The sequence below is a fragment of the Paraburkholderia sp. GAS38 genome (genome assembly GCF_050434965.1).
In the GTDB taxonomy this organism is placed as follows: Bacteria; Pseudomonadota; Gammaproteobacteria; order Burkholderiales; family Burkholderiaceae; genus Paraburkholderia; species Paraburkholderia phenazinium_A.
In genome coordinates, this window is sequence record NZ_JBNDJO010000006.1 from 130,415 (window position 1) to 145,688 (window position 15,274).

The window sequence follows — 15,274 nt, forward strand, 5'->3', positions numbered from 1 at the left end:
CGAACGAGGAGCCCAGCATGTTGAATGTCGACGACGTATTCGTCAGTTATGGCCAGAGCGAGGCGCTGCATGGAATCAGCTTCCAGGCGGCCAGGAACGAAACCGTGGCGATCATGGGGCGCAACGGCATGGGCAAGACCACGCTGTTCAAGTCGCTGATCGGCATCTTGCCGCTCAAAGGCGGCGCGGTGCGCGTGGACGGCGAGGATGTGTCGCGCGACGAGAGTTTCCGGCGCGTTGCCAAAGGCATCGCCTACGTGCCGCAAGGCCGGCAGATTTTCGCCACGCTCACGGTGGAGGAAAACATCCAGACCGGCCTCGAGAACGCCCGCGACAAGCGCGTGCCCGAGGAGATCTACGCGCTCTTTCCGGTGCTCTACGAAATGCGCGCCCGCAAGGGCGGCAACCTGTCCGGCGGCCAGCAGCAACAGCTTGCGATTGCCCGTGCGCTTGTCACCGAACCGAAGGTGCTGCTGCTCGACGAGCCGACCGAAGGCATCCAGCCATCGATCATCAAGGACATCGCCAAAGCGCTGAACGAGATCCGCAAACTGCGCGACATCACGATCGTCGTCTCGGAGCAGGTGCTGAGTTTCGCGCTCGATGTGGCCGACCGGCTGTTCGTCATCGAAGGCGGCCGTCTGGTGCACGAGAGTCCGCGCAGCGCCGCCGACACCGCGAAAATCCGCGAGTACCTGTCGGTGTAAGCCGACCGTCCGTCATTTCCAACAGGAGAGTGTGCAATGGCTGAAACGCTGATCAAGGTCGACCTGAACCAGTCGGCCTACGAAAACGAGAACATCCACAACCGCTGGCATCCGGACATTCCGATGGCCTGCTGGGTCAATCCGGGCGACGACTTCATCCTCGAGACCTACGATTGGACCGGCGGCTTCATCAAGAACAACGACAGTGCCGACGACGTGCGCGACATCGACCTGTCGATCGTGCACTTTCTGAGCGGCCCGGTGGGCGTGAAGGGCGCGGAGCCGGGCGACCTGCTGGTGGTCGATCTGCTCGACATCGGCGCGAAGCAGGAGAGTCAGTGGGGCTTCAACGGCTTCTTCTCGAAGAAAAACGGCGGCGGCTTCCTGACCGATCATTTCCCGCTCGCGCAGAAATCGATCTGGGATTTTCATGGCCTGTACACCAGTTCGCGCCACATTCCGGGCGTCAACTTTGCCGGCCTGATCCATCCGGGACTGATCGGCTGCCTGCCTGATCCGGCCATGCTCGCGACGTGGAACGAGCGCGAAGCGGCCCTCATCGCCACCGATCCGCAGCGCGTGCCCGGCCTCGCCAATCCGCCGTTCGCGTCGACTGCGCATATGGGGCGGCTGAGCGGCGACGCGCATGCCAGGGCCGCTGCCGAGGGTGCCCGCACGGTGCCGCCGCGCGAGCACGGCGGCAACTGCGACATCAAGGACCTGTCGCGCGGTTCGAAGGTGTATTTCCCGGTGTACGTCGACGGCGCGGGGTTGTCGGTGGGCGACCTGCACTTCAGCCAGGGCGACGGCGAAATCACCTTCTGCGGCGCCATCGAGATGGCCGGCTGGGTGCATATGAAGGTCGAGCTGATCAAAGGCGGCATGGCCAAATACGGTATCAGGAACCCGATTTTCAAACCGAGTCCGATTACGCCGAACTACAACGACTACCTGATCTTCGAAGGCATCTCGGTGGACGAGCAGGGCAAGCAGCACTATCTCGACGTGCACATCGCCTACCGGCAAGCCTGTCTGAACGCGATCGAATATCTGACGAAGTTCGGCTACTCGCGGGCGCAGGCCTATTCGATTCTGGGGACCGCGCCGGTGCAAGGGCATATCAGCGGTGTGGTGGACGTGCCGAATGCCTGCGCGACCTTGTGGTTGCCAACCCAGATCTTCGACTTCGATATCCGGCCCACGGCGGCCGGGCCGGTCAGGCATATTGCGGCCGGCGGGGTGGATTTGCCGTTGTCGCCGGATCGGGTTTGAGGGTTTGAGAGTTTGAGAGGGTCTGAGGCGTAGCAGCCGGAGTGCGTTTACCTGGCGAACGTACTCCGGCGCGGCACATCGATTCAGCGCACCTGAGAGGACAACACCATGCCGACTTACGATTACCGCTGCGACCACTGCGGCCCATTTGCGGCGCTGCGCCGCGTTGCGGACCGCGATACGGTCTGCACGTGCCCCACCTGCGGCAGCGAGGCGCCGCGCACCCTTAGCCTGCCGGCCTTGTCGCTGATGCAGGCGACTACCCGCACCGCTCACCAGGTCAACGAGCGCGCGGCGCATGCGCCGCAGCGCTCGGGCCAGTACCAGCACCGTCATGGACCCGGTTGTGGTTGTGGGGCGAAGGCGACCTCTGGCTCGACGACAGCCGGCGGCCTAAAAACCAATCCCGCGGGCAGGCCGTGGATGATCAGTCATTGACGCTAGCCCTGGCCGCCGCCTCGGGTGGCGAGCCGTGAGCATCGATCAATAAACATCCACGCGCCCCGGAAACGTTTCGTCGAACACCGCCGCATCTTCAGCCGGCACGGCGCCGCGTTGCTCGCGGAACATCACCGGCGGCACGCCGAACTGCTTGCGGAATTCGCGCCCCAGGTGCGAGGCGTCCGAGAAGCCGCAGCTCGACGCGATATCGGCCACCGTGCGGTCCGAACTCGTCAGCAGCCATGCGGCGGTCCGTAGCCGCACCTGCTTGGCGAAGGCCTGCGGGCTCTTGCCGGTCTCCGCCTTGAAGAGCCGCTCCAGTTGCCGCGGCGACATATCGAGCTTGCAGGCCAGTTCTTCGAGCGGTAGCGAGCGCCCGACGTGCTGTTCCATCAGCAGGATCGCGCGCTTGACCTTGGGATGCGTGGCGGGCTCCAAGCCCGGTGGATGCGGCTGCGGCGCATTGCCCTTCTGCATCTCGCCGACCAGCAGGATGCGCAGCGCCTTCTGCACCGTCGCGTGTTCGAAATGTCTCAGCAGGATCGCGGCGGCCACGTCGATGGAGGCCCGCCCGCCGGAGCAGGTGATGCGCCGCCGGTCGATCACGAACAGGCGGTCGGCAATCAGCGCGTCCGAATTCACGGACGGAAAGCGCTCGACAAAATCCCAGTAGTGAAACCAGCTTACGCAGATGCGATGCTCGTCCAGCACGCCGGCGCGCATCAGCGCAAACACGCCGGTGCAGATGCCGACCAGCGTGGTACTGCCGCGCGCGGCCTGGCGGATGAACTGCAGCGTCTCGTCGTTCGCCTGCGGGCCGGAGTGCAGCAGGCCGCCCACCACCACCACGTAATCGAACGGCTCGGCGTTCTCGAAGGTCTCCCATGGTGTGATCTGGATGCCGCAACTGGCTCGCACGGGCGCCAGCGTGTCGCCGATCACGCTCCACGAGCAGCGCACCGGCTTGCTGTAATCGCCTTCGTCGGCGGACAGCCGCAGCATGTCGACGAAGCCGGAGAAGGCCGTCAGCGTGAAATTCGGCAGCAGCACGATGCCGAAACGGATGCGCTCCTTGGGGACGCCGTCGATGGAAGTCAGCGGTAACGAATCTGCGGTTTTCATGGTGCAACGGCGCCAGGGTGCGTCATAGGGGCAAATGGGATTCCAAGGGGCCGGCCGGGGCCAACCCCGGCGAAACAACCCGCCAACACGCGCGGGCGCATGCGCGCGACGACCCTAGCGTCGCCGATCCGCGCCGCCCCGACTTGCGCTTTTCCGCCATCAACCATCGCAGAAACGAACGGCCGCCGCGCCCTGTGCCGCGTTGGCGTTGCCGTCCCAGGTCGATGGCGTTTTTGTTCTATCAGCCGATTTTACGCTTTGGTGTACTTGCGCCATGCAGAAAAGTACGTGGAATGCTCCGGAGCGAACGGTCTGCGCCATCCAGGCGGCGATCTCCGATCCGGCGCATCGAACCCTTCGCCCCATTACGACCAGGCAGCCCACATGAACGTCAGCGTCTTCGATCTGTTCAAGATCGGCATCGGCCCGTCGAGTTCGCACACGGTCGGCCCGATGATCGCGGCGTGCCGCTTCGCGTCGCATATCGAGGACGCCAACCTGCTCGCCTTCGTGCGGCGCGTCAAGATCGAGCTGTACGGCTCGCTCGGCGCCACCGGCAAGGGCCACGGCACGGACAAGGCGGTACTGCTCGGCCTCGAAGGCCATTTGCCCGATACGATCGACCCGGACCTGATCGAGCCGCGCCTCGCGCAGATTCGTCAGGAGAAGGTGCTGCTGCTGCTCGGCAAGCATCGCGTGCAGTACGAGGAGAAGGAACACCTGTCGTTCTTCCGCAAGCTGATGGCGGGCACCGGCGTGGTTCATCCGAACGGGATGCGCTTTCAGGCCTTCGACGAGAACGGTCAGTTGCTGGTGGAGAAAGAGTATTACTCGGTCGGCGGCGGCTTCGTGGTGAATCGCGAAGGCGATCGGGTCAACGGCGTGCGCGCAGGCGGCGAGGTGCCGTTTCCGTTTCGCACCGGCGACGATCTGATGCGCGTGTGCCGCGACAGCGGACTGTCGATCGCCGAGGTGGCGATGGCGAACGAGTGCGCATCGCGCTCGCGTCAGGAAGTCCGCGACGGCCTGCTGGCGATCTGGCGCACCATGGCCGCCTGCGTCGAGCGCGGCTGCAAGGTGCGCGGCGAGTTGCCCGGCCCGATGCGCGTGAAGCGCCGCGCCGCCGATCTGTCGAGCAACCTGCGCCTGCGCTCGGAAGAATCGTTGCGCGATCCCCTGTCGATGCTCGACTGGGTCAATCTGTACGCGATGGCCGTCAACGAAGAAAACGCCGCCGGTGGCCGGGTCGTGACGGCGCCGACCAACGGCGCGGCCGGTGTGATTCCGGCGGTGCTGCACTACTACGTGAAGTTCGTGCCGGGTTCGAACGACGACGGCATCGTCACCTTCCTGCTGACCGCGGCGGCCATCGGCATCATCTACAAGGAAACCGCCTCGATCTCCGGCGCGGAAGTGGGCTGCCAGGGCGAAGTGGGCGTGGCCTGCTCGATGGCCGCCGCGGCGCTCGCTGCGGTGATGGGCGGCACGCCCACCCAGGTCGAGAACGCGGCTGAGATCGGCATGGAGCACAACCTGGGCATGACCTGCGATCCGGTCGGCGGCCTCGTGCAGATTCCGTGCATCGAGCGCAATGCGATGGGCGCGATCAAGGCGCTGAACGCCTCGCGCATGGCCTTGAAGGGCGACGGCGTGCACTACGTGTCGCTCGACAACGTGATCAAGACGATGCGCGAAACCGGCGCCGATATGAAGACGAAATACAAGGAGACGTCGCGCGGTGGTCTCGCCGTGAACGTCATCGAATGCTAACCAAAGGGTCTGCGACATGAGCCGCTATTCGATATTCAGTTTGTTCCGCAACGGGTTGTCGTATCACGAGAACTGGGAGCGGCAGTGGAGAAGCCCGGAGCCGAAGCGCGAATACGACGTGGTGATCGTCGGCGGCGGCGGTCACGGTCTCGCCACAGCGTATTACCTCGCCAAAGAACACGGCGTGCGCAACATCGCGATCCTCGAGAAAGGCTGGATTGGCGGCGGCAATACCGCGCGCAACACGACCATCGTGCGTTCGAACTACCTGTGGGACGAATCGGCCGCGCTGTATGAGAAGGCCATGAAGCTCTGGGAAGGCCTGTCGCAAGACCTCAACTACAACGTGATGTTCAGCCAGCGCGGCGTGTTGAATCTGGCGCACACGTTGCAGGACGTGCGCGATACCGAGCGTCGTGTGAACGCAAACCGTCTGAACGGGGTGGATGCGGAATTCATCACGCCCGAACAGATCAAGGAAATCGAGCCGACCATCAACCTCAACAGCCGCTATCCGGTGTTGGGCGCGTCGATCCAGCGTCGCGCCGGCGTAGCGCGTCACGATGCGGTGGCGTGGGGTTTTGCGCGCGGTGCGGATCAGCATGGCGTCGACATCATCCAGAACTGCCAGGTCACCGGCATTCGCCGTGAAGGCGGCGCGGTGACCGGTGTCGATACGGTCAAGGGTTTCATCAAGGCGAAGAAAGTGGCCGTGGTGGCCGCGGGCAATACCTCGACGCTGGCCGATATGGCCGGTGTGCGTCTGCCGCTGGAAAGCCATCCGCTGCAGGCGCTGGTGTCCGAGCCGATCAAGCCGGTGGTCAACACCGTGATCATGTCGAACGCGGTGCATGCGTATATCAGCCAGTCCGACAAGGGCGATCTGGTGATTGGCGCGGGTGTCGATCAATACACCGGCTTCGGCCAGCGCGGCAGTTTCAACATCATCGAAGGCACGCTTGAAGCGATTGTCGAAATGTTCCCGGTGTTCTCGCGTGTGCGCATGAACCGGCAGTGGGGCGGCATCGTGGATGTGTCGCCGGACGCGTGCCCGATCATCAGCAAGACCGACGTGAAGGGGCTGTATTTCAACTGCGGCTGGGGCACGGGCGGCTTCAAGGCGACGCCGGGGTCGGGCTGGGTGTTCGCCCACACGATTGCCAACGACGCACCGCATCCGCTGAACGCACCGTTCTCGCTGGACCGGTTCTATACAGGACACCTGATCGACGAACACGGCGCTGCCGCCGTGGCCCACTAACGCTGAACGCACCGGAGAAACCTATGTTGATGATCGAATGCCCGTGGTGCGGGCCGCGCGCCGAATCCGAATTCTCGTGCGGCGGCGAAGCCGATATCGCCCGTCCGCTCGACACCGAAAAACTCACCGACAAGGAATGGGGCGACTACCTGTTCATGCGCAAGAACCCGCGCGGTGTGCACCGCGAACAATGGTTGCATACGCAGGGGTGCCGCCGCTGGTTCATGGCGACGCGCGATACGGTGTCCTATCAGTTTCTCGGCTATGAGACCTTCGGCGGCTCGACCGCCGGGTCAGGTGTTAAACCCGCTACCAACGACGCTCACGAGGGCAACAAGCCATGAGCCAGAAAGACCGCCTCGGCGCCGGTGGGCGCATCAATCGCGCGATCCCGCTGACCTTCACGTTCAACGGCCGCACCTATCAGGGCTTTCAGGGCGACACGCTGGCCTCGGCGTTGCTCGCCAACGGCGTGCACTTCGTGGCGCGCAGTTTCAAGTATCACCGTCCGCGCGGCATCGTGACGGCGGGTGTGGAAGAACCGAACGCCGTCGTGCAACTGGAACGCGGCGCCTACACCGTGCCGAATGCGCGTGCGACGGAAGTGGAACTGTATCAAGGTCTCGTGGCCACCAGCGTGAATGCCGAGCCGAGTCTCGAGCACGACCGCATGGCGATCAATCAGAAGTTTTCGCGCTTCCTGCCGGCCGGTTTCTACTACAAGACCTTTATGTGGCCGCGTAAATGGTGGCCGAAGTACGAAGACAAGATTCGCGAAGCCGCGGGTCTCGGCAAGGCACCCGAGGAGCTCGACGCCGACCGTTACGACAAGTGCTTTGCGTATTGCGACGTGCTGATCGTAGGCGGCGGCCCGACCGGACTGGCCGCGGCGCATGCGGCGGCGTCGTCGGGCGCACGCGTGATGCTGGTCGACGATCAGCGCGAACTCGGCGGCAGCCTGCTATCGGGCCGCGCGGAAATCGACGGCCGCGCCGCATCGCACTGGGTGGAGAAGATCGAGGCCGAGCTGCGGCAGATGCCGGAGGTGACGATCCTGAGCCGCAGCACGGCGTTCGGCTATCAGGACCACAACCTCGTCACCGTGACGCAGCGTTTGACCGAGCATCTGCCGGTGTCGATGAGGAAGGGCACGCGGGAATTGCTGTGGAAAGTTCGCGCCAAACGCGTGATTCTCGCAACCGGTGCGCATGAGCGTCCGATTGTTTTCGGCAACAACGATCTGCCCGGCGTGATGCTGGCTTCGGCTGTGTCGACCTATATCCACCGTTATGGCGTATTGCCGGGCCGCGAGGCCGTGGTGTTCACCAATAACGACGACGGCTATCAGTGCGCGCTCGATCTGAAGACGTGCGGCGCGAAGGTGACGGTGGTCGATCCGCGCGCGCAAGGCTATGGCGCATTGCCGGCCGCGGCGCGCCGCCATGGCGTGAAGGTGTTGAACAACGCGGTGGTCACGAGCGCGCAAGGCAAGTTGCGGGTGGGCTCAGTCGAAGTCGCCGCGCACGCGAACGGCAAAGTGGGCGCGAAGCAGCCTGATCTGCCTTGCGATCTGCTCGCGATGTCCGGTGGCTGGAGTCCCGTGCTGCATCTGTTCGCGCAGTCGGGCGGCAAGGCGCACTGGAACGACGAGAAGGTGTGCTTCGTGCCGGGCAAGGCCATGCAACCGGAAACCAGCGTCGGCGCGGCGGCGGGCGAATTCAGTCTCGCACGCGGTTTGCGCCTTGCGGTGGACGCCGGTGTCGAAGCCGCCAGATCGCTCGGTTTCAACGTGACGCGTCCGCAGGTGCCGCATGTCGCGGAGATTGCTGAAGCGCCGTTGTTGCCGCTGTGGCTGGTGGGCAGTCGCGAAGCAGCTGCGCGTGGCCCGAAACAGTTCGTCGATTTCCAGAACGACGTGTCCGCCGCGGATATCCTGCTCGCCGCGCGTGAAGGGTTCGAATCCGTCGAGCACGTGAAGCGCTATACGGCGATGGGCTTCGGCACCGATCAGGGCAAGCTCGGCAATATCAACGGCATGGCGATCCTCGCCGACGCGCTCGGCAAGACGATTCCCGAAACCGGCACGACGACGTTCCGGCCGAACTACACGCCGGTCACTTTCGGGACGTTTGCGGGCCGCGAACTGGGCGACCTGCTCGATCCGATCCGCAAGACCTGCGTTCACGAATGGCACGTCGAGAACGGCGCGGCCTTCGAGGACGTGGGCAACTGGAAGCGACCGTGGTACTACCCGAAGAAGGGCGAAGATCTGCACGCCGCGGTGGCGCGCGAATGCCTGGCGGTGCGTAACAGCGTGGGCATTCTCGATGCGTCGACACTCGGCAAGATCGACATTCAGGGCCCGGATGCGGCGCAGTTGCTCAACTGGGTCTACACGAATCCGTGGAGCAAGCTCGAAGTCGGCAAGTGCCGCTATGGTCTGATGCTCGACGAGAACGGCATGGTGTTCGACGACGGTGTGACGGTGCGCCTGTCCGACCAGCACTACATGATGACCACCACGACGGGCGGCGCCGCGCGCGTGCTGACATGGCTCGAACGCTGGCTGCAAACCGAGTGGCCGAACCTGAAGGTACGGCTCGCGTCGGTGACGGACCACTGGGCGACCTTCGCCGTCGTCGGGCCGAAGAGCCGCAAGGTGCTGCAGAAGGTGTGCGGCGATATCGACTTCGCCAACGCCGCTTTCCCGTTCATGTCGTATCGCGAAGGCACGGTCGCGGGTGTCGCCGCACGTGTGATGCGCATCAGCTTCTCGGGCGAACTGGCCTACGAAGTGAACGTGCCGGCCAACATGGGCCGCGCCGTGTGGGAAGCGTTGATGGCCGCGGGCGCCGAGTTCGAGATCACGCCGTACGGCACGGAAACGATGCACGTGCTGCGTGCGGAGAAGGGCTACATCATCGTCGGCCAGGATACGGACGGCTCGATCACGCCGTACGACCTCGGCATGGGCGGACTGGTGGCGAAGTCGAAGGACTTCCTCGGCAAGCGTTCCTTGACGCGCTCCGATACCGCGAAGGAGGGCCGCAAGCAGTTCGTGGGCTTGCTCTCCGACGATGCGTCGTATGTGATTCCGGAAGGCAGCCAGATCGTCGCCGGTCCGTTCTCCGGCGACACCGCGCCGATGCTCGGTCACGTCACGTCGAGCTACTACAGCCCGATCCTGAAGCGCTCGATCGCGCTGGCCGTCATCAAGGGCGGCCTCGGCAAGATGGGCGAGAACGTGACGATCCCGCTCGCCAACGGCAAGCAGATCGCAGCCAGGATTGCCAGCCCGGTTTTCTACGACACCGAAGGAGTGCGTCAACATGTGGAATGAAGCAAGAAGCAATGCGCCGGGCACGGCTTCGGCGATCGTGCAGCGCGCAGCGGGCGAGGTGTGGCAGGAGTCGCCGCTGGTGGGTGTCGGCGATCTGCTGAAGGCGCATCAGGCTGGCGCCTCGAAGAAGTTCAGCTTGAGCGAGCGGCCGTTTCGCGATCTCGCCAATCTGCGTGGCGATCCTGACGATCCGGCTTTTGCCGCCGCCGTGGAAAGCGTCACCGGCTGCCGGCCGCCCGCCAAACCGAACACCGTGGCGCGCGGCAACGGCTACGACGTGCTGTGGCTCGGCCCGGACGAGTGGCTGGTGCGCTCGCAGCAGCAACAGGCTGCGACGCTCGAAGCGAAACTCACACAGGCGCTGGCGGGACAGTTTGCGTCGGCGGTCGATATCGGCAGCGGCTACACGCTGCTCGAAGTGGGCGGCGAAAAAGTACGCGACGTGCTGGCGCGCGGTTGTCCGCTCGATCTGCATCCGCGCGTGTTTGCTCCCGGCCAATGCGCGCAGAGCCACTATTTCAAGGCGTCGATCGTGCTGATCCCGGTCAGCGACGACACCTTCGAACTGGTCGTGCGCCGCAGCTTCGCCGATTACTTCTGCCGCATCATGCTCGACGCGGCTGCGCCGCTGCTGTCGTGAAGCCGTTCGAAGAGGGCATCGGTTCGTTCGCCGCGCCGCCGCGCTTAGGGCGCGGCTGGCGGGTGTTTATCGACGAACTCGAGGTGGCGACGCGGATCGGCCTGCATGCGCACGAGTATGCCGCGCCGCAACCGGTGGTGATCGACGCGAGCCTGCTATATCGCGGCGAGCCGTCGGAAGAGGGCGCGCACGCGATGATCGACTACGAGCGCTATTGCGAATGCGTGAGCGCGTTTCTCGCGGACAAAGCGCATACGCGGATGCTGGAAACCCTGGCCGTCGAAGTGGCGGAGCTGTCGTTTCGCGAGTGGCCCGCGCTCGATGCGCTGACGCTCGCGCTCTACAAGCCGAAGATCCGCGCAGGCACACGCCGCATTGGCGTCGAACTGGACTGGACCCGGGCGGACTACGACGCGCTGCGTGCCCGAGCCAGCGTGCAGGCTGTGGTCGGGGCGCGTTGAGCGCCTTGAAGTCCGGCGAGCCTGTTGATTGAGCCCATTGATTGAGCCACGAGAGGAATGACGATGCCACGCGCGCGCACCGCTGAACTGCTCAAACAGGCCTACGAAGCGGGCGATCGCGACGCGGCGCTTGCCTTGCTGGAGCAGAGCATGGCGTTAGGGCATCGGCGGATCGCCTTGCTGCGCTATCTGCAGGCGCGGCATCTGCATGCGCCGCTGGAGACGCGTCACCACGACTATGTGCGCGAGGTGGCGGCACGCATGAGCCCGGCGACGTTGACGCGCCTGGTGGGCGAGGCCCGCATGCGCGCGGCGCGCAGCACGCCGGCCCCGGACGTCAAGACCAAGACCCAGGCCAAGACCCAGGCCAAGCCTAAGGTAGCGAGATCGTCAGATTGGCCGATTGAGGACCGAGCTTGATGATCTGCGAGTACGGCGCGAGCGTGTGCAGCGTGCTGTCGCGCAGATAGCTGTTCAGGCCGAGATAGGCCAGCAGCGCAACCAGCGCGAACACCGCACCGATACTCCACAGCGGCACCTCACGCTTCAGACGGTGCGCGACCTGATCCGGCAGCGGCCAGTGCGGCGCGAACGGCGCGCGCTTGCCCTTCATGTGGGCGATTTCATCGCCGATCCGCGCGGTCAGATAGGCGAGCTTCTCGGGCCCTTCGAGCAGATACTTGCCCTGGAAGCCGAGCAGCAGGCACATATGAAACACTTCCAGCGACTGCAGGCGCGCCGCGCCCTGGGCGCGGCATTCTTCCAGGTAGTGGAAAAACTTCTCGCCCGCCAGTTGCTCGCCGAACAGGATCAGTTGCAGCGGCCGGCGCTCCCACTCCGTGCGGATCTTGAACGACGACGACAGCACCGATTCGTCCACCGCCGCGCAGAACGCAAACTTCGACGCATAGACGTCGTCAGCGGAGGCGTTCAGCTTCTTCGCGCCGCGCTCGAAATCGCCCAGAAACTGCTGGATGCGCTGGCTGAATTCATTGGCGTCGCCAGGTTCGCGGCCGTTCTTCAGCAGGAACAGCATGAAGAACCCGTCGTACAGCAGATCGAGCAGCGAGCGCACCTGATAGGTGGGTTCGACCGTAGGAGCGGGCGTAACAGACGGCGTGCTGCCGCCAAACAGGGAGGGCGCGTAGCTCATGATGTGACGGCGATCAGTTCGAGTTTGAGATCGTTGATACCGGACGGCGCGTAGATCATCGCCGACTGGGCCTGCAGCATGCGGTCATACAGCGCGCCGCGCGATTCGAATGAGAAATAGCATGCACCCGGACGCACCGGAATGGCGGGCGGCACTTGCGGCGTGTAGACCAGACGCACGCCCGGCATGGCCGAGAGCACCAGCTTGTCGACGTCGTCCGGGGCGCCGACCTTGAAGCGCGCCGGCACCGCTTCGACCAGCTCGGCGGTGGGCATATCCGCCGAGACGGCGATATAGAACATGGTCTTGTCGTCGATCTTGCCCGAGTCGAGCCGGCCCACGTGGAACGACGGCCGCACTTCGTCCAGCGCAATGGCGAAGTAACGCGTGGAGATCACCGTTTCGAGCAGGTCGCGCAGAATCGTATCGAGTCGTGCGAAGCCGGGACCCGGATCGTCGTGACGATAGGCGGGCAGGTCGGCGAGCGCATAGCCCTTCGAGAAGGTCATCAACTGGCCGGCGAGGCGCAGCAATTCCTGGAACAGCCGCTCGGGATGCAACGCCGCATGCTGATACAGATGCGCGAGCGATGCGAATGCCGCGCTCGCGGTATGCAGCAGCCAGAACGAGGCGATGTCGCCGGAGCGGAATTCGATGATGTTCTTGGTCGGCTCGCGATGGAAGCCATACAGCGCATTGACCTTGGCCTGCAGCGCATCGATCAGTTGACGCAGGCGCTGATGCAGGATCGGCGAGGCGTCGATAGCGAGCGAGGGCGGCACGAACGTGTCGTCGAATTCGAAGCCGGAGGTCGCGGTGCGGCGCACCCGTGCGAGCGGCACCGAAAGCAACTGGTCGCGCGGCTCGCTATGGGCGATCAGCTTGACGCTGGTCTTCAGGAACGTGATGTCGGCTTCGGCCGCATCCGTGAAGTGATCGGCGACGGGCGACTGCTCGCTGACGTAACGCGAGACGAAGCCCGAGTTGCGGTCGGGCGAATAGTTCGCGCCGGTCTCGCGCAGCGGATGCAGCGCCAGGTAGAAAGTGAATTCGGTGATGCCGTCGGGCAGCGTGTCGAGCGCGATGGGCGGCGGCAGCTCGTCGGCTTGCGGGGCGGAGTACAGCGCACCGTCCGGAAACACCAGCGAGAGTTCGCTCACGCGCAGCACGTTGCTGCCGAGCGCGTCGCGGTCGAACTTCACCGAGCGCACGCCCCAGTTGTACGGCTGGATGGCCTGAATCGATTCGAACAGGCGCGCCTCATGGTAGGCGTCCTGACGCTGAAAATGCTGCGGCCTCAGAAACAGGCCTTCCCCCCAGAGCACCTTTGCGGAATAACTCATCTCAAACCTGTTCTGTTATATGCGTCAAGCGGGTTGCGCGCCCGGCGATAACCGAATCGGCCCCAGCAATTGTTAAATCGTCAAAAACGGTTAAATCGCCATTCAAATGCATTTTTAGCCACAACTCACCGAAGACAGCATATTCAGCGATTGAACCGGCAATCCCTGTTGAGCCGGGATCACAGTCCCGTTGGTCACGGTCATTGCACAGTTATGCAGGCCGATCATTATGCCGGATTTCTCGGACTTCGCCGGGTCGAAGGCGAATTTCCAACGCTGCATTGCCGGGTCGCGGAATAGCGCGACGATACCGAATGCCTGCGCTTCGCGCGAGACCTTCTCGGTCACCGTATAGTGCTGGCCCGGAATCAAAGTCACTTCGCGGACATTCAGCAAATCGCCGCCCAAGGTACTTTTTTCCTTGTCGGGGTCGGTGAACGCATCGAATGGCGCCTGCTGGAAGGAGGTGGGGTCTTTCAGCACATACAGGCGCACCACCAGCGCCAGCGGGTGCTGGTCCATGGCGGCATTCAGATTCTGCGCGGCATACAGCGTCAAACCGATATTGCGCGGCGGTTTCTGGGCGTCCGGCACGTCCGGCTTGCCGAGGCCGGTGGCCTGCAAGGCGGCGGAGGCAGCCGAGCCGAGCATCGGTATAGCCGCCGCGCAGCCTGCGAGCGACGCGCATGCAGCCAGTAACGATGCATAACGAATAAGGCGCGAATTCATTTATACCGATCGGTCTATGCCGATCGCCCCCGGTCAAATCGCGATTAAGCCAAAACTATCAGGGCGGTACGCCATTGCTATGCAAAACGCATTGATTGGCGGCACAACCCCGTCCGAACGGGCGGAAAAAATTTCCGCACTCGACAATGCTGGACATTACGCCCGGAAACTCTTTCTTATTTCGGTCCTTACGTGTTCCCAATATCGTTTTTTCATGCAATGCTTTGTCACACGAAAGTTGAATTATCAAAAATTGACCTGTACTATACCCGCGCACTTGAAGCAAAGCAAAACTCCGGTTTCTCCTTGAATTAAAAAACTCGCACGTCGGTGAAAAAGCGATGAAAGAGCGTCTCTTTGTAAAACTATCAGGGGTGGTGTTGGCATGTGGCGTGATGGCCGGATGTGCAACCCAGGGCAACAACGTCGCGACTACGCCGGAGGCTTTCAACAAGTCGCTGGCGGACGCGGATACGGTCGCCAAGGCCGGCGATCAGGATAAGGCCATCGGGCTTTATCAGGAGCTGGCCAAGACCGATCCGACGCGTGAAGAACCGTGGTCGCGCATTGCGCAGATCCAGTTCACCCAGGGGCACTACGGTCAGGCCATCGTGGCGGCGCAAGAAGCGCTGCAGCGCGACCAGACCGATCGCCAGGCGAAGAGTGTGCTGGCGGTCGCCGGCTTGCGCGTCGCCACGCAGTCGCTTGGCGAACTGCGCCAGGATGCCTCGCTCGCGGGCGATGCCAAGACGGACGCTCAGGCGCTCGCCAAGGAACTGCGCGACACGCTAGGCGAAGCCACCCTGTTCCCGCCGGACGACTCGGACAAGCCGGTGGTCAAGAAGAAGCGCTACGTGAAGCGCGTCACCAGGAAACCTGACAGCACGGATGCCGCAAACGGCAGCCCGGCTGCGACGACGGCAGGCGCAGCACCGGCCACGCCGGCGCCCGCTACTCCGCCGGCCGCTCCGGCTGCACCCGCCAAGGCAGCGCAAAGCGGCGGCGCATCGGATCCGTTCAGCGCGCTTCGCTAAT

At 63.8% G+C, this 15,274-nt stretch carries 15 protein-coding genes; 11 read left to right on the plus strand and 4 right to left on the minus strand.

Going from position 1 to position 15,274, the window contains the following annotated elements:
- Window positions 1-17 precede the first annotated feature (17 nt).
- From urtE to P3T42_RS16520, 3 genes are all read left to right on the plus strand, one after another.
- Window positions 18-707, plus strand: coding sequence for an urea ABC transporter ATP-binding subunit UrtE (urtE, locus tag P3T42_RS16510; protein ID WP_074295720.1), 690 nt, complete (start codon window positions 18-20; stop codon window positions 705-707).
- Window positions 708-743: 36 nt separating this feature from the next.
- Window positions 744-1,979, plus strand: coding sequence for a formamidase (gene fmdA, locus P3T42_RS16515; protein WP_074295719.1), 1,236 nt, complete (start codon window positions 744-746; stop codon window positions 1,977-1,979).
- A 108-nt stretch (window positions 1,980-2,087) separates the two neighbouring features.
- Window positions 2,088-2,417: a zinc ribbon domain-containing protein gene (locus P3T42_RS16520; protein WP_074295718.1), complete on the plus strand. Its 330-nt coding sequence runs from the start codon at window positions 2,088-2,090 to the stop codon at window positions 2,415-2,417.
- A gap of 45 nt (window positions 2,418-2,462) precedes the next feature.
- Here the strand turns inward: P3T42_RS16520 and P3T42_RS16525 are convergent, their stop codons facing one another.
- The gene (locus tag P3T42_RS16525; protein WP_429306638.1) at window positions 2,463-3,542 is read right to left on the minus strand and encodes a GlxA family transcriptional regulator; all 1,080 of its coding nucleotides are present in this window, start codon (window positions 3,540-3,542) and stop codon (window positions 2,463-2,465) included.
- A 384-nt stretch (window positions 3,543-3,926) separates the two neighbouring features.
- On the opposite strand from P3T42_RS16525, the gene P3T42_RS16530 reads away from it, so the two are divergent.
- From P3T42_RS16530 to P3T42_RS16560, 7 genes are read left to right on the plus strand one after another with little or no spacing between them, the layout of a single operon-like run.
- Window positions 3,927-5,312, plus strand: a complete 1,386-nt coding sequence (locus tag P3T42_RS16530; protein ID WP_429306639.1) for an L-serine ammonia-lyase — start codon at window positions 3,927-3,929, stop codon at window positions 5,310-5,312.
- A 16-nt stretch (window positions 5,313-5,328) separates the two neighbouring features.
- Window positions 5,329-6,573 carry a sarcosine oxidase subunit beta family protein gene (locus P3T42_RS16535; RefSeq protein ID WP_074295715.1) on the plus strand — a complete coding sequence of 415 codons (1,245 nt, stop codon included), beginning with the start codon at window positions 5,329-5,331 and terminating at the stop codon, window positions 6,571-6,573.
- A 23-nt stretch (window positions 6,574-6,596) separates the two neighbouring features.
- The gene (locus P3T42_RS16540) at window positions 6,597-6,917 is read left to right on the plus strand and encodes a sarcosine oxidase subunit delta (protein ID WP_074295714.1); all 321 of its coding nucleotides are present in this window, start codon (window positions 6,597-6,599) and stop codon (window positions 6,915-6,917) included.
- Window positions 6,914-9,913: a sarcosine oxidase subunit alpha family protein gene (locus P3T42_RS16545; protein ID WP_429306640.1), complete on the plus strand. Its 3,000-nt coding sequence runs from the start codon at window positions 6,914-6,916 to the stop codon at window positions 9,911-9,913. The genes P3T42_RS16540 and P3T42_RS16545 overlap by 4 nt, the downstream gene beginning before the upstream one ends.
- Entirely contained in the window at window positions 9,903-10,553 is a 651-nt protein-coding gene (locus P3T42_RS16550; protein WP_429306641.1) for a sarcosine oxidase subunit gamma, read from the plus strand. Before P3T42_RS16545 ends, P3T42_RS16550 begins: the two co-directional genes overlap by 11 nt.
- Window positions 10,550-11,014 carry a dihydroneopterin aldolase gene (locus P3T42_RS16555; RefSeq protein ID WP_074295711.1) on the plus strand — a complete coding sequence of 155 codons (465 nt, stop codon included), beginning with the start codon at window positions 10,550-10,552 and terminating at the stop codon, window positions 11,012-11,014. The genes P3T42_RS16550 and P3T42_RS16555 overlap by 4 nt, the downstream gene beginning before the upstream one ends.
- Before the next feature lie 57 nt (window positions 11,015-11,071).
- Entirely contained in the window at window positions 11,072-11,434 is a 363-nt protein-coding gene (locus P3T42_RS16560; RefSeq protein ID WP_429306642.1) for a hypothetical protein, read from the plus strand.
- On the opposite strand, the gene icmH is transcribed toward P3T42_RS16560, so the two are convergent.
- The 3 genes from icmH to tssJ form a co-directional block, all read right to left on the minus strand.
- On the minus strand, window positions 11,388-12,167 hold the full coding sequence (gene icmH / locus P3T42_RS16565) for a type IVB secretion system protein IcmH/DotU (protein WP_074295710.1): 780 nt from the start codon (window positions 12,165-12,167) through the stop codon (window positions 11,388-11,390). The genes P3T42_RS16560 and icmH overlap by 47 nt on opposite strands.
- Window positions 12,164-13,510, minus strand: a complete 1,347-nt coding sequence (tssK, locus tag P3T42_RS16570; RefSeq protein ID WP_429306643.1) for a type VI secretion system baseplate subunit TssK — start codon at window positions 13,508-13,510, stop codon at window positions 12,164-12,166. The genes icmH and tssK overlap by 4 nt, the downstream gene beginning before the upstream one ends.
- 114 nt (window positions 13,511-13,624) lie before the next feature.
- Entirely contained in the window at window positions 13,625-14,239 is a 615-nt protein-coding gene (gene tssJ, locus P3T42_RS16575; protein ID WP_074295708.1) for a type VI secretion system lipoprotein TssJ, read from the minus strand.
- Window positions 14,240-14,580: 341 nt separating this feature from the next.
- On the opposite strand from tssJ, the gene P3T42_RS16580 reads away from it, so the two are divergent.
- Entirely contained in the window at window positions 14,581-15,273 is a 693-nt protein-coding gene (locus tag P3T42_RS16580) for a tetratricopeptide repeat protein (RefSeq protein WP_429306644.1), read from the plus strand.
- Window position 15,274: the final 1 nt, after the last annotated feature.

Bases quoted from the DNA above. Each gene is read 5' to 3' on its own strand.
- urtE (WP_074295720.1), top strand. From the start codon at position 18: ATGTTGAATGTCGACGACGTATTCGTCAGTTATGGCCAGAGCGAGGCG.
- fmdA (WP_074295719.1), top strand. From the start codon at position 744: ATGGCTGAAACGCTGATCAAGGTCGACCTGAACCAGTCGGCCTACGAA.
- P3T42_RS16520 (WP_074295718.1), top strand. From the start codon at position 2,088: ATGCCGACTTACGATTACCGCTGCGACCACTGCGGCCCATTTGCGGCG.
- P3T42_RS16525 (WP_429306638.1), bottom strand. From the start codon at position 3,542: ATGAAAACCGCAGATTCGTTACCGCTGACTTCCATCGACGGCGTCCCC.
- P3T42_RS16530 (WP_429306639.1), top strand. From the start codon at position 3,927: ATGAACGTCAGCGTCTTCGATCTGTTCAAGATCGGCATCGGCCCGTCG.
- P3T42_RS16535 (WP_074295715.1), top strand. From the start codon at position 5,329: ATGAGCCGCTATTCGATATTCAGTTTGTTCCGCAACGGGTTGTCGTAT.
- P3T42_RS16540 (WP_074295714.1), top strand. From the start codon at position 6,597: ATGTTGATGATCGAATGCCCGTGGTGCGGGCCGCGCGCCGAATCCGAA.
- P3T42_RS16545 (WP_429306640.1), top strand. From the start codon at position 6,914: ATGAGCCAGAAAGACCGCCTCGGCGCCGGTGGGCGCATCAATCGCGCG.
- P3T42_RS16550 (WP_429306641.1), top strand. From the start codon at position 9,903: ATGTGGAATGAAGCAAGAAGCAATGCGCCGGGCACGGCTTCGGCGATC.
- P3T42_RS16560 (WP_429306642.1), top strand. From the start codon at position 11,072: ATGACGATGCCACGCGCGCGCACCGCTGAACTGCTCAAACAGGCCTAC.
- icmH (WP_074295710.1), bottom strand. From the start codon at position 12,167: ATGAGCTACGCGCCCTCCCTGTTTGGCGGCAGCACGCCGTCTGTTACG.
- tssK (WP_429306643.1), bottom strand. From the start codon at position 13,510: ATGAGTTATTCCGCAAAGGTGCTCTGGGGGGAAGGCCTGTTTCTGAGG.
- tssJ (WP_074295708.1), bottom strand. From the start codon at position 14,239: ATGAATTCGCGCCTTATTCGTTATGCATCGTTACTGGCTGCATGCGCG.
- P3T42_RS16580 (WP_429306644.1), top strand. From the start codon at position 14,581: ATGAAAGAGCGTCTCTTTGTAAAACTATCAGGGGTGGTGTTGGCATGT.